Raw genomic sequence first — 13274 nt, 5'->3', positions numbered from 1 at the left:
CCTGAAACGTCAGGCGATCCCGACCGGGAAGGCTAATACGTCGCTCAGGCTCTCGGCGCCCAGCGCCAGCATCACCAGACGATCCACGCCCAGCGCTACGCCGGAACATTCCGGCATGCCGTGCTGCAATGCCGCCAACAGGTTGTAGTCGATCGGTTGCTGCGGCAGACCGCGCTCCGCGCGTTTGCGGTTGTCCTGCTCGAAGCGCTGCTGTTGTTCACGGCCGTCGGTCAGCTCGCGGAAACCGTTCGCCAGCTCAATGCCCTTGAAGTACACCTCAAAACGCTCCGCCACGCGGTGGTCTTCGGTGCTGATCTCCGCCAACGCCGCCTGGCTGGCCGGGAAGTGGTAAACGAACGCCGGCTTTTCACGGCCGATATGCGGTTCCACGCCCACGGTGAACAGCAGCTGCAGCAGCGTATCGCGATCTTCTTCGGTATCGGCGATGTTGCTCAGATCGAGTTTGGCCGCCGCTTCGCGCAGCTGCGCCTTCTCCGCCGACAGCGGATCGATGTCCAGATGGCGCAGGAACGCCTGCTGATAGGACAGGGTCTCCGCGCTCTCGCAGTCCAGCACCTGTTGCAGCAGATCGTCCACCTCATTCATCAGGCGGTACATGTCGTAGTGCGGACGGTACCACTCCAGCATGGTGAATTCGGGGTTATGGTGCCGCCCGGCTTCTTCATTGCGGAAGCTGCGCCCCATTTGGTAGATCGGGCCGCTGCCCGCCGCCAGCAGGCGCTTCATGTGATATTCCGGGCTGGTCATCATGTATAGCGTCAGGCCCTCTGCCGCCCCCGGCCCGACGAAACGCGTCTCGAACGGGAACAGGTGAACGTCGGTGACCGTCGCCTGGCTCATGGTGGGCGTCTCAACTTCCAGCACGCCACGATCGGCGAAGAAACGCCGGATCTCAGCCAGAATCGCTGCGCGTTTCAACAAATTGGCGATGGGTGCACTAGGCTGCCAGCTTGCCGTTTCGCTCATGGTAATTAACTCCGAAATCAAACAGGGGATGCAGTCTACTCGCATCCTTGCAGCCAAACAAATTCTTCACGATGCGCAACCGGCCATAACGCCAATTTCCGATAAATAGGCGGCAAAAGCGCGTTAAAAAGGGTAAAGCACGCCGAACGCGCGAAAAGGCAGGCAAGCCTGTTGGGCAAGCGTTAATCGACAAAACAATCGATCACATCAAATTTCGACTACTTAACTTTAGGTATAGTTAATTCCCCATTATTGGTGGGAGATATCTATCCTTAACCTTTAAGCAACATTAATCGGTTCAATTAGTTAGCACCCGAAGAGTTCGCTAAATTTTAAGCATAGATATTTAACTTGCCGTTCTTAACAAGAACATTGGAGGAATGCAGTGCAAACCTTTAACGCCGATCTTGCCATTATTGGGGCCGGGGGCGCTGGTTTACGTGCAGCAATAGCCGCAGCGGAAGCCAATCCCCAACTGAAAATCGCGCTGATCTCTAAGGTCTACCCGATGCGCAGCCACACGGTCGCCGCCGAGGGGGGCTCCGCCGCCGTCACTCAGGATCACGATACCTTCGACTACCACTTCCACGACACCGTCGCCGGCGGCGACTGGCTGTGCGAGCAGGACGTGGTCGATCACTTCGTGCATCAGTGCCCGCGCGAGATGACCCAGCTCGAACAATGGGGCTGCCCGTGGAGCCGCAAACCGGACGGTTCGGTCAACGTGCGGCGTTTCGGCGGCATGAAGATCGAACGCACCTGGTTCGCCGCCGACAAGACCGGCTTCCACATGCTGCACACCCTGTTCCAGACCTCGCTGAAATACCCGCAAATTCAACGCTTCGACGAGCACTTCGTACTGGATATCCTGGTGGATGACGGCCAGGCGCGCGGCCTGGTGGCGCTCAACATGATGGAAGGCACCCGCGTGCAGATCCGCGCCAACGCGGTGGTGATGGCCACCGGCGGCGCCGGGCGCGTTTACCGCTACAACACCAACGGCGGCATCGTCACCGGCGACGGCATGGGCATGGCGTTCTACCACGGCGTACCGCTGCGCGACATGGAGTTCGTGCAGTATCACCCGACCGGCCTGCCCGGTTCCGGCATCCTGATGACCGAGGGCTGCCGCGGCGAAGGCGGCATTCTGGTGAACAAAGACGGCTACCGCTACCTGCAAGACTACGGCATGGGCCCGGAAACCCCGCTGGGCGAGCCGAAGAACAAATACATGGAGCTGGGCCCACGCGACAAAGTGTCCCAGGCCTTCTGGCACGAATGGCGCGCCGGCCGCACCATCGCCACCCCACGCGGCGACGTGGTCTACCTCGATCTGCGCCACCTGGGCGAGAAAAAGCTGCTGGAACGGTTGCCGTTCATCTGCGAACTGGCCAAGGCCTATGTCGGCGTCGATCCGGTGAAAGATCCGATCCCAGTGCGCCCTACCGCGCACTACACCATGGGCGGCATTGAAACCGACCAGAACTGCGAAACCCGCATCAAGGGGCTGTTCGCGGTCGGCGAATGTTCCTCCGTCGGCCTGCACGGCGCCAACCGTCTCGGCTCCAACTCGCTGGCGGAACTGGTGGTATTCGGCCGCGTCGCCGGTGAGCACGCGGCGCGGCGCGCGCTGGAAACCGCGCCAGCCAACGGCGCCGCGCTGGATGCGCAAACACGCGACGTCGAAACCCGCCTGAGCAACCTGATGAAGCAGGAAGGCAACGAAAACTGGGCGAAGATCCGCGACGAAATGGGGCTGTCGATGGAAGAAGGCTGCGGCATCTACCGCACGCCGGAGCTGATGCAAAAAACCATCGATAAGCTGGCCGAGCTGAAAGAGCGCTTCAAACGCGTCAAACTCACCGACAACACCAGCGTGTTCAATACCGATCTGCTGTACACCATCGAGCTGGGCTACGGCCTGGACGTCGCCGAATGCATGGCGCACTCCGCATTTAACCGCAAAGAGTCGCGCGGCGCCCACCAGCGCCTGGACGAAGGCTGCACCGAGCGTGACGACGTCAACTTCCTCAAGCATACGCTGGCGTTCCATAACCCGCAGGGCGCGCCGCGTCTCGAATACAGCGACGTGAAAATCACCAAGCTGCCGCCGGCCAAACGCGTCTACGGCGCAGAAGCCGAAGCGCAGGAGAAAAAGAATAAGGAGCAGGCAAATGGCTGAGATGCAAACCCTGAAGATCGACGTCATGCGCTATAACCCGGAAAGTGACGCCGAGCCGCATTTCGTCACTTACGCCGTGCCTTATGATGAACAGACCTCGCTGCTTGATGCGCTGGGCTACATCAAGGATAACCTGGCGCCGGACCTCTCCTACCGCTGGTCGTGCCGCATGGCGATCTGCGGCTCCTGCGGCATGATGGTCAACCGCGTGCCGAAGCTGGCGTGCAAAACCTTCCTGCGCGACTACGTCGGCGGCATGAAGGTCGAAGCGCTGGGCAACTTCCCGATCGAGCGCGATCTGGTGGTGGACATGACCCACTTCATCGAGAGCCTGGAGGCGATCAAACCGTACATCATCGGCAACGATCGCAAACCGGAGGATGGCCCGAACGTGCAGACCCCGGCGCAGATGGCCAAATACCACCAGTTCTCCGGCTGCATCAACTGCGGCCTGTGCTACGCCGCGTGCCCGCAGTTCGGCCTCAACCCCGAGTTTATCGGCCCGGCGGCGATCACGCTGGCGCACCGCTATAACCTGGACAACCGCGACCACGGCAAGAAACAGCGCATGCCGCAGCTCAACGGCCAAAACGGCGTCTGGAGCTGCACCTTCGTCGGCTATTGCTCTGAAGTCTGCCCGAAACACGTCGATCCCGCCGCCGCCATCCAGCAGGGCAAGGTGGAGAGCGCCAAAGACTTCATGATCGCCATGCTGAAGCCGCAATAAGGGAGAAAAATTGCCATGACAACTCAACGTAAGCCCTATGTGCGCACCATGACGCCCACCTGGTGGCAAAAGCTCGGCTTCTACCGTTTCTACATGCTGCGCGAAGGCACCTCGGTGCTGGCGGTGTGGTTCAGCATCGTGCTGCTGTACGGCGTGTTCGCGCTGAAGGGCGGCGCCGAGAGCTGGGCCGGCTTCGTCGGTTTCTTGCAGAATCCGCTGGTGCTGTTGATCAACGTCGTCGCCCTGCTGGCGGCGGCGCTGCACACCAAAACCTGGTTCGATCTGGCGCCGAAGGCCGCCAATATCGTGGTCAACAGCGAGAAAATGGGGCCGGGCCCCATCGTGAAAGGGCTGTGGGCCGTCACCATCGTCGTCAGCGTGGTCATCCTGGCCGTGGCCCTGATCTAATCCGGAGGAAACATGATAAATCAAGCACCTAAACGTTCCGACGAGCCGGTTTTCTGGGGATTGTTCGGCGCCGGCGGCATGTGGGGGGCGATCGTCGCACCGGCCATCGTACTGCTGGTCGGCATTCTGCTGCCGCTGGGGCTGTTCCCCGGTGAGGCGCTGGGTTACGAGCGCGTGCTGGCGTTCTGCCAGAGCCTGATCGGCCGCCTATTCCTGCTGCTGATGATCATTCTGCCGCTGTGGTGCGGCCTGCACCGCATCCACCATGCGATGCACGATCTGAAGATCCACGTGCCGGCCGGCAAGTGGGTGTTCTACGGTCTGGCGGCGATCCTCAGCGTCGTCACCGTCATCGGCGTCGTCACGCTGTAAACCGCTCAGGCGGCCAACGCCCGTTGGCCGCCCTTTTCTCATCGGCTACACTGTCTACTCGCCCCCGGTAAACAGGAGTCACCGATGCGTTTATGGTCAAAGCTTAGCGTCATGCTTTCCGCCCTGCTCTCCGTCGCCTGCAGCGTCTCCCCGCCTAAAGACATCAAGGTCGTGACCCCTTTCGACAGCCAGCGCTATCTCGGCACCTGGTATGAGATTGCACGTCTGGATCATCGCTTCGAACGCGGTTTACAGCAGGTGACCGCCCACTACAGCCCGCGTGCCGACGGCGGACTGAAAGTCATCAATCGCGGCTTCAATCCGCAGAAACAGCAATGGCAAGAAAGCGAAGGCAAAGCCTACTTTATCGGTTCACCGCAGATCGCGGCGCTGAAAGTATCGTTCTTCGGCCCCTTCTACGGCGGCTACAACGTGATTGCCCTGGATCCGGCGTATCGCTACGCGCTGGTTTGCGGCCCGAACCGCGACTATCTGTGGATCCTGTCGCGCACGCCGACGCTTGACGCCGCCGTGCGCGACCGCTTATTGCAGACAGCCAAAGGCTACGGTTTCGCCACCGACAAGCTGATCTGGGTGCAGCAGTCCGCCGGTCAGTGACTGCTGAACTTCAGCCCGAGTATGCCGACCACGATCAGGCACAGGCTGATGATGCGCGCGATATTGGTCGATTCCCCCAACAGCACCATGCCCATGATGGCCGCGCCCACCGCGCCGATGCCGGTCCACACCGCGTAGGCGGTGCCGGCGGGCAGCGTTTTCATGGCGTTGGCCAACAGCAACATGCTGACCACCATCGCGGCGATGGTGATAATGCTCGGCGTCAGCCGGGTAAAACCGTGGGTGTATTTCAGACCGATAGCCCAAACCACTTCGAGCAAACCGGCGATAAGCAGAATAATCCAGGCCATGAGACGGCCTCCCTACCACTGGGGTCGTCCCCGATAAAATGACGCGTAAACGGGCCGTCCCGTTCAGCGAGGTGATGCATGACGGGTAACCTCACCCGCACTGCGGCAGGATAGCAGCAGCGTTAACGCTCAGGCAAGGGATAGAAATGTGGCGGCTCTCCGCAGCCGGAACGCCGCCGGGTGGAATGCGGATTATTCCGCGCTGCGCTGAATAGCCTTGCCGCCGGCCTGAATGTCTTCACCCACACCGCGGGTGGTATTGCAGGCGGTCAGCGAGCTCAAAATCATCAAAGAGAAGATCGCGATAATACTTTTCTTCAGCATAAGAAAGTCCTTATTTGTCGTTGATGAAAAAGTACGGCTTTCTAAGCGTAGTCAAAATTGACGGAGGGTGTGGGATCGTGACCGGCTTTGTGGCGCAAATACATCGGGTTAAAGGCGGGATCAGCTGGCCGTGCGGGAGATGGCGCCGCCGAGATGCTGAACGTCTTCGCCGAAACCGCGAAACGTATTGCAACTGCTGAGGGAGAAAAGGAACAACAGGGAGAGCACGGCCAACAGCGTTTTCTTGAACATGCGGATTTTCTGCCAACGAACGAGGATGGGATAAAACAGAGGAACCGCGGGGGTTCCTCTGTTTTGAAACTTACTTAACGCGAGAGACGTATTCGCCAGAGCGAGTGTCAACTTTGATCACTTCGCCGATCTGGACGAACAACGGCACTTTTACTACGGCGCCGGTGCTCAGGGTCGCCGGCTTGCCGCCAGTCCCTGCGGTATCGCCTTTCAGGCCAGGATCGGTATCGGTGATTTCCGCTTCGATGAAGTTCGGCGGCTGAACGGCGATTGGACGGCCATCCCACAGGGTGATGATGCACTCTGCGTTATCCTGCAGCCATTTGGCCGCGTCGCCGACGGTTTTGCCGTCAACCTGATGCTGTTCGAAAGACTCAGGGTGCATGAAGTGGTAGAACTCACCGTCGCTGTACAGGTAGTTCATGTTGGTGTCCATCACGTCTGCGCCTTCGCAAGAATCGGTAGACTTGAAGGTTTTTTCCACGCGGGTGCCGGTCAGCAGACGGCGCATTTTCACGCGTGCAAACGCCTGGCCTTTGCCCGGCTTAACGAACTCACTGGCTTCGACGGCGTAAGGTTCGCCCTCGAACATGATTTTAAGACCCGGACGGAAATCGTTGCTAGAATAAGTCGCCATGATGGCCCTCTGAATATTTGAACTGGTAGCTTAGCCAAAAAAATGGCACACATTATAACCCAAAGTACGGCACATAGAGAAGATTGGTTGCATCAACTCGCCGATGTTATTACCGATCCCGATGAATTACTGCAGCTTTTGTCACTGAATACGCACCCGGAACTGCCGCAGGGGCGCGATGCCCGCCGGCTGTTTGCCCTGCGCGTGCCGCGCGCCTTCGCTGCGCGCATGCGCCCCGGCGATGCCAACGACCCATTGCTGCGCCAGGTGCTGACCGCCAGAGAGGAGTTCATCAACGCCCCAGGGTTCACCACCGATCCACTCGATGAGCAGCGCAGCGTGGTGCCGGGCCTGCTGCACAAATACCGTAATCGCGCGCTGCTGCTGGTCAAAGGCGGCTGTGCGGTCAACTGCCGTTACTGCTTCCGCCGCCACTTCCCCTATCAGGATAATCAGGGCAACAAGAACAACTGGCGGCAGGCGCTGGATTATATCCGCCAACACCCGGAACTCGACGAGATCATTTTTTCCGGCGGCGATCCGCTGATGGCCAAAGACAGCGAGTTGGAGTGGCTGGTCGGCGAACTGGAGACCATCCCGCACCTGAAACGCCTGCGCATTCACACCCGTCTGCCGGTGGTGATCCCGGCGCGCATTACGCCGGCGCTGTGCCGCCTGCTGTCGGCCTCGCGCCTGCAGGTGCTGATGGTCACGCATATCAACCACGCCAACGAAATCGACCGCGAGCTGCAGAGCGCCATGGCCCAGCTGCGCCTCGCCGGCGTCACGCTGCTCAATCAAAGCGTGCTGCTGCGCGACGTCAACGATGACGCCGACACGCTGGCCGCGCTCAGCAACGCGCTGTTCGACGCCGGCATCCTGCCCTACTACATTCACGTGCTGGACAAGGTGCAGGGCGCGGCGCACTTCATGGTCAGCGACGATGAAGCGCGCGTCATCATGCAGGCGCTGCTGAGCAAGGTGTCCGGTTATCTGGTGCCGCGCCTGACGCGTGAAGTGGGCGGCGAACCGAGCAAAACACCGATCGACCTGCGCCTGATGCAGGAGTGATGCGCGCCACATGGCCTGATGGAACGAAAAGAGGAATGCCGTGGCATTCCTCTTTTTTTATCTCTGTGCGGCGTTTGGCCTCAGCGCCTTATGGGCACTTGTAAACCTGGCCGACCATTTTGCTGTCCAGCGGCGCGAAGCTGGAGAGCAGGTTCTGGCTTGGGCTGTTGGCGCCGTAGATCACGTTGCCGCCCATTGCCGCCGCCTTGTTGCGCAGATCGTTGGCCGCACCGCGCATGGAGCTGCCCTCACCGCCGTTGCCGGACAGCCAGTTGCTCTGGGTGCCGGTCACTTCCCCCAGCAGCTGGCATTCCGCCGCCGGCTTGCTGTCGGTGAACTTGATCTGCTGACCCGCAGCGGTCAGTTCATGAGTGGTGCTGCAACCCGCCAGCAGCACCGCTGCCGAAAGACCCAGTAAGGCTTTAATCCGCATCTTGTTCCCCATTCGATGTTGAGAATTACGCAAAATCTTCTACCCGTCGCCTTTCAAGCTGTAGCGTTGTTGACTGCACTCGCTCACCCCAGTTACTTACTCAAGTAAGCGCCTGGGGACTCACGAGCTGGCCGCCTAGCTACAACTTGAAATTCATAGGGTATATCAGAAAGCGATGCCATCTCTTAAGCATCCGTTGCCGCGCGAGCGGGCCAACGTCTTGAGCGACAGCTGATGACTAACCAGTTTACCAGCTAAATCGCCCCGGGCGGCAAAAATATCATCAAATACAGAGCGGCGGCATTATACCCAGCCGGCACCGGCCGCCGAAGCCGACGCTTCCGGCTCTCCCGCCAGTTGGAATACCGCCACCGCCTGCGCCAGCAAGGCCGCCTGCTCCTCCACGCCGACGGCGGTGGTCGCCACCTCTTCCACCAGCGCGGCATTCTGCTGGGTTACCTGATCCATCTGGGTCACCGCCACCCCGACCTGCTCAACGCCCTTTCTTTGCTCTTGCGACGCGTACGAGATGTTATCCATCAGCGACGTCACCTGGTTCACCGAGCCGACGATGGCATTCATCGTCTCGCCCGCCTGTTCCACCAGCCGCACGCCGGCGGCGATATCGCCGGTGACGCCGTCGACCAGGCTGCTGATCTCCTTGGCAGAAGTCGCGCAGCGCTGCGCCAGATTGCGCACTTCGCCGGCCACCACCGCAAAACCCCGCCCCTGCTCCCCGGCGCGCGCGGCCTCGACGGCGGCGTTCAGCGCCAGAATGTTGGTCTGGAAGGCGATGCCGTCGATCACGCTGGTAATATCCCCCACCTGACGCGCGCTGTCGTTGATCGCCCGCATCTTGTCGACCGCGCTGGCCATCAGCGTTTCGCCGTTGCGGGCAATGCCGGCGGTCTGATTGACCATCCCGGCGGCCTGGTTGGCGTTATCGGCGTTTTGCCGCACCGTAGCGGTGATCTGTTCCATGCTGGCGGCGGTTTCCGTCAGCGCGCTGGCCTGTTCTTCTGTGCGGCTGGAGAGATCGGCGTTGCCGACGGCGATCTCATGCGTGCCGTGGTTGATCGACTCCACGCCGTCACGCACCTGCTGCACGGTGGCGCTCAGCTCCTGCTGCATCGCCTGCAGGCTGGCGAACAGCATGCCAATCTCATCGTTGCTGCGCGCCACGATCTTGCTGCGCAGATCGCCACGCCCAACCTTTTGCAAATGTTCGGCAATCTGGCGCAGCGGCAGGATCAGGCGCCGGCGGAAATCACGCTGTACGGCGACCAGCAGCAGCAGGATCGCCGCCAGGGTGCCGCTCAGCAGGCGGGCGAACACTTTCTGAGTCTGCTCCGCCTCCTCCACCGCCAGACGGTGGGCGGCCACCGTGGCCCGCATGTAGTCGGCAAACTGGCCGTCCAACCGTTGGCGCACCTGACGCTTCTCGGCCGCCATGGCGTGCAGCCGTTCAATCAACGATGCCTGCGGCGTCTCGGCCAGCAGCGTCAACTCTTGCTTCAGCACTCTCTGCTGCGCCAGGTAGACCTTTTTCATCGCCTCGCCCAGCTCCGGGCGCGATACCGTCAGGCCCGGCGTATCCCAGAACAGATTGAAAGCGACATCGGCGCCGCGCAGCTCGCCGCGCGCCTCATCAATGCCCTGCTGAATATCGGCTCTGCTGGTCTGCGCCATACGCTCGAACGCCAGGTTGTCGATCAGCGTCTGCGTTTGCAGCAAGGAACGCCAGCTGCGGTTCAGCGCCGCTTCCTCGTCGGAGAAAGTGCTCATCCTGCCGATGCTGTTGCCGTTTTGCTGCATGAAATAGAAGGCGATGGCGCCGGGTCCCATGGGCATCAAGCCCAGCAGCAACAGCATCAACATCAACCAGGTGGCTATTTTCATATTTTTCAGCATAAGTCGTCTCCGTTGACAGTCACCCCGGCGGGGGAAAATTCCCCGCCCGGTAGGGGCTATATCGGTACGAAACGACAACGGTTTAGGGCAAAAACAAAATAATGCAATTATTCATTCATTAAACTAATAACAAGCTAATAAAACATTCTTTTTATTGATTTTTAAGCTAAAAAAAACCCCAGTCGTTTGACCGGGGTTCTCAGCACACAAGCGTGTGGGGGGATGATTACATCATGCCGCCCATACCGCCCATGCCGCCCATGCCGCCTGCTGCGCCCAGATCCGGTGCGTCAGCCTTCGGCAGGTCGGTGACCATGCATTCGGTGGTGATCATCAGGCCAGCCACGGAAGCCGCGTACTGCAGAGCAGAACGGGTCACTTTGGTTGGATCCAGGATACCCATCGCGATCATGTCGCCGTATTCTTCAGAGTAAGCGTTGTAGCCGTAGCTGCCTTCGCCCGCTTTCACCTGGTTGGCGATAACGGAAGCTTCTTCACCGGCGTTAACCACGATCTGACGCAGAGGGGCTTCCATTGCGCGCAGCGCAACTTTGATACCCACGTTCTGGTCTTCGTTGTCGCCTTTCAGCGCGGCGATTTTGCCTGCAACGCGGATCAGCGCGACGCCGCCGCCGGCAACCACGCCTTCTTCCACTGCAGCGCGGGTTGCGTGCAGGGCGTCTTCAACGCGGGCTTTCTTCTCTTTCATTTCAACTTCAGTCGCTGCGCCAACCTTGATAACGGCAACGCCGCCGGCCAGTTTCGCTACGCGCTCCTGCAGTTTTTCACGATCGTAGTCAGAGGTCGCTTCTTCGATCTGCTGACGGATCTGAGCAACGCGGCCCTGGATGGTCGCTTCGTCGCCCACGCCATCGATGATGATGGTGGTGTCTTTGTTGATGACAACGCGTTTCGCCTGACCCAGGTCTTCCAGGGTGGCTTTTTCCAGCTCCAGACCGATCTCTTCAGAGATAACGGTACCGGCAGTCAGGGTCGCGATGTCCTGCAGCATGGCTTTACGACGGTCGCCGAAGCCAGGCGCCTTAACGGCAGCCACTTTCACGATGCCGCGCATGGTGTTGACCACCAGGGTCGCCAGCGCTTCACCTTCAACGTCTTCAGCGATGATCAGCAGCGGTTTGCCTGCTTTGGCAACGGCTTCCAGCACCGGCAGCATTTCGCGGATGTTGGAGATCTTCTTGTCAGCCAGCAGGATGAACGGGCTTTCCAGCTCAACAGAACCGGTTTCCGGCTTGTTGATGAAGTATGGGGACAGGTAACCGCGGTCGAACTGCATACCTTCAACCACGTCCAGCTCGTCTTGCAGGCCGGTGCCTTCTTCAACGGTGATAACGCCTTCTTTGCCCACTTTCTCCATCGCTTCCGCGATCAGTTTACCCACGGTTTCGTCGGAGTTGGCGGAGATAGTGCCTACCTGAGCGATAGCTTTGGAATCGGAGCAAGGTACGGACAGTTTTTTCAGTTCTTCAACCGCAGCGACAACCGCTTTGTCGATGCCGCGCTTCAGATCCATCGGGTTCATGCCGGCAGCAACCGCTTTCAGGCCTTCGGTGATGATGGACTGAGCCAGTACGGTTGCCGTGGTGGTGCCGTCGCCCGCCGCGTCGTTCGCTTTGGAGGCCACTTCTTTCACCATCTGTGCGCCCATGTTCTCGAACTTGTCTTCCAGCTCGATTTCACGCGCAACGGAAACGCCGTCTTTGGTGATGGTCGGTGCGCCGAAAGATTTATCCAGCACTACGTTGCGGCCTTTCGGGCCCAGGGTCACTTTTACTGCATCAGCGAGAACATTCACGCCGCGGAGCATTTTCACGCGAGCGTCATTGCCGAATTTTACGTCTTTAGCTGCCATTGGTATTTCCCTTCAACTCGTTCAGTTCAGAAGATAAAGCGCAATTACGCTTCAACAATTGCCAGAATGTCGCTTTCGGACATGATCAACACTTCTTCATTGTCGATCTTCTCTGCTTTCACGCCGTAGCCGTCGTTGAAAATCACGATATCGCCAACTTTCACATCCAGCGGTTGGATGTTGCCGTTTTCCAGCACACGCCCTTTACCCACTGCAACCACTTCACCGCGAGTGGATTTACCCGCAGCAGAGCCAGTCAGGACGATGCCGCCAGCAGATTTTGATTCAACTTCTTTGCGCTTGACGATAACGCGGTCATGCAATGGACGAATACTCATTGAACGCTCTCCTGTAAGAAGGTCTCTATCAGATTTAGGGTTGTACACCGGATGGTTGTTATTACCGGCCTCGTGGCATTTGAGATGGGGGCGTTCCAGCCCCCTTCAAGGGGGCTAACGAAAAAAATTTCGCATTTTTGGTTCGGCGAGTGCCGCAGAGATGAAAAACGCGGCCTGGGCCGCGTTTGCTTAACGATCGTGAGGTTTGCGATCCTCGTCCGGGCGGTGTTCCAGCACCGGGCGCTCGTCGTCCTTACGCTGGAATTCGCCGTCAAAGGTGTTGCCGTTGGCGGCGTCGCCGCCCGTCCAACCGCCGGGGCGATACACCGACAGATGCGGCATCAGCTTCAGCGTCAGCGATTTTTGCACCGGCGGCAGCAGCAGCAGCAGGCCGAGGAAGTCGGTGAAGAAGCCCGGAATCAGCAGCAGGAAGCCCGCCAGCACCAGCGAAACGCTTTTCACCATTTCCGCCGCCGGGCTTTCGCCGGCCGCCAGTTTTTGCTGCATCTGCACGAAGGTTTTCATGCCCTGATTGCGCACCAGCGAAATGCCGACGCAGGAGCTGAACACCACCAGCAACAGGGTGACAGCCACGCCGAGCACGGCGGCGACTTTGATAAAGATGGATATTTCTATGTAAGCCAGCAGAAATATCAGCAGTAGCGGTAACCAGCGCACCTGGTTCTCCTATCGGTAGGTAAAGCGCGGCCGCCACGGGGCGACGGCGCGAAAAAAGAGGCCGTAAACGGCCGACACCATTACAATGAGGGCATCCCCCCACCATTTCAACCGAGAGCCGGTTTTTATTGCTAAAGTTCACAAACGTGAAA

At 59.4% G+C, this 13274-nt stretch carries 16 protein-coding genes; 6 read left to right on the top strand and 10 right to left on the bottom strand.

Translation table 11 applies throughout. The annotated features are described in order from the left end of the window. Positions 1–9: 9 nt before the first annotated feature. Positions 10–987 carry an elongation factor P--(R)-beta-lysine ligase gene (epmA, locus tag AC2CGI_RS13235; RefSeq protein ID WP_004929681.1) on the bottom strand — a complete coding sequence of 326 codons (978 nt, stop codon included), beginning with the start codon at positions 985–987 and terminating at the stop codon, positions 10–12. A 385-nt stretch (positions 988–1372) separates the two neighbouring features. Between epmA and frdA the strand changes: the two genes are divergently transcribed. The 5 genes from frdA (at position 1373) to blc (ending at position 5294) form a co-directional block, all read left to right on the top strand. After that, entirely contained in the window at positions 1373–3169 is a 1797-nt protein-coding gene (frdA, locus tag AC2CGI_RS13230; protein WP_076740828.1) for a fumarate reductase (quinol) flavoprotein subunit, read from the top strand. Then, positions 3162–3896: a succinate dehydrogenase/fumarate reductase iron-sulfur subunit gene (locus tag AC2CGI_RS13225; protein WP_004929676.1), complete on the top strand. Its 735-nt coding sequence runs from the start codon at positions 3162–3164 to the stop codon at positions 3894–3896. Before frdA ends, AC2CGI_RS13225 begins: the two co-directional genes overlap by 8 nt. Before the next feature lie 15 nt (positions 3897–3911). Then, positions 3912–4304 carry a fumarate reductase subunit FrdC gene (gene frdC, locus AC2CGI_RS13220; RefSeq protein WP_004929673.1) on the top strand — a complete coding sequence of 131 codons (393 nt, stop codon included), beginning with the start codon at positions 3912–3914 and terminating at the stop codon, positions 4302–4304. Between the two features lie 12 nt (positions 4305–4316). Next, the gene (gene frdD / locus AC2CGI_RS13215) at positions 4317–4676 is read left to right on the top strand and encodes a fumarate reductase subunit FrdD (protein ID WP_004929672.1); all 360 of its coding nucleotides are present in this window, start codon (positions 4317–4319) and stop codon (positions 4674–4676) included. Positions 4677–4760: 84 nt separating this feature from the next. Continuing rightward, positions 4761–5294 (top strand): outer membrane lipoprotein Blc, encoded by a 534-nt coding sequence (gene blc, locus AC2CGI_RS13210; protein ID WP_015376378.1) that lies wholly within the window; start codon positions 4761–4763, stop codon positions 5292–5294. On the opposite strand, the gene sugE is transcribed toward blc, so the two are convergent. The 4 genes from sugE to efp form a co-directional block, all read right to left on the bottom strand. Beyond that, positions 5288–5605, bottom strand: coding sequence for a quaternary ammonium compound efflux SMR transporter SugE (gene sugE / locus AC2CGI_RS13205; RefSeq protein WP_004929669.1), 318 nt, complete (start codon positions 5603–5605; stop codon positions 5288–5290). The genes blc and sugE overlap by 7 nt on opposite strands. A 192-nt stretch (positions 5606–5797) precedes the next feature. Continuing rightward, positions 5798–5929, bottom strand: a complete 132-nt coding sequence (locus tag AC2CGI_RS13200) for an entericidin A/B family lipoprotein (RefSeq protein WP_004929668.1) — start codon at positions 5927–5929, stop codon at positions 5798–5800. A 120-nt stretch (positions 5930–6049) separates the two neighbouring features. Then, complete coding sequence (locus tag AC2CGI_RS13195; protein WP_004929667.1) at positions 6050–6181, bottom strand: entericidin A/B family lipoprotein; 132 nt, start codon at positions 6179–6181, stop codon at positions 6050–6052. A 70-nt stretch (positions 6182–6251) separates the two neighbouring features. Beyond that, on the bottom strand, positions 6252–6818 hold the full coding sequence (efp, locus tag AC2CGI_RS13190) for an elongation factor P (protein ID WP_004929666.1): 567 nt from the start codon (positions 6816–6818) through the stop codon (positions 6252–6254). 42 nt (positions 6819–6860) lie between these two features. On the opposite strand from efp, the gene epmB reads away from it, so the two are divergent. Further along, positions 6861–7889, top strand: coding sequence for an EF-P beta-lysylation protein EpmB (gene epmB / locus AC2CGI_RS13185; protein WP_004929665.1), 1029 nt, complete (start codon positions 6861–6863; stop codon positions 7887–7889). An 88-nt stretch (positions 7890–7977) separates the two neighbouring features. Here the strand turns inward: epmB and AC2CGI_RS13180 are convergent, their stop codons facing one another. The 5 genes from AC2CGI_RS13180 to AC2CGI_RS13160 form a co-directional block, all read right to left on the bottom strand. Beyond that, the gene (locus tag AC2CGI_RS13180; RefSeq protein ID WP_004929664.1) at positions 7978–8322 is read right to left on the bottom strand and encodes a DUF4156 domain-containing protein; all 345 of its coding nucleotides are present in this window, start codon (positions 8320–8322) and stop codon (positions 7978–7980) included. Positions 8323–8625: 303 nt separating this feature from the next. Continuing rightward, a complete protein-coding gene (locus tag AC2CGI_RS13175) occupies positions 8626–10233 on the bottom strand; it encodes a methyl-accepting chemotaxis protein (protein WP_076740827.1) in 1608 nt (535 codons plus the stop codon). Between the two features lie 226 nt (positions 10234–10459). Beyond that, positions 10460–12106: a chaperonin GroEL gene (gene groL / locus AC2CGI_RS13170; protein ID WP_004929662.1), complete on the bottom strand. Its 1647-nt coding sequence runs from the start codon at positions 12104–12106 to the stop codon at positions 10460–10462. A gap of 44 nt (positions 12107–12150) precedes the next feature. Further along, the gene (locus tag AC2CGI_RS13165) at positions 12151–12444 is read right to left on the bottom strand and encodes a co-chaperone GroES (RefSeq protein ID WP_004929661.1); all 294 of its coding nucleotides are present in this window, start codon (positions 12442–12444) and stop codon (positions 12151–12153) included. Positions 12445–12633: 189 nt separating this feature from the next. Continuing rightward, a complete protein-coding gene (locus tag AC2CGI_RS13160; RefSeq protein WP_004929660.1) occupies positions 12634–13122 on the bottom strand; it encodes an FxsA family protein in 489 nt (162 codons plus the stop codon). Positions 13123–13274: the final 152 nt, after the last annotated feature.

It is taken from the genome of Serratia sp. LSHTC3, from assembly GCF_057197125.1.
Note: the sequence above shows the minus strand (reverse complement) of the source record. Positions and strands in the feature narration are given on the sequence as shown.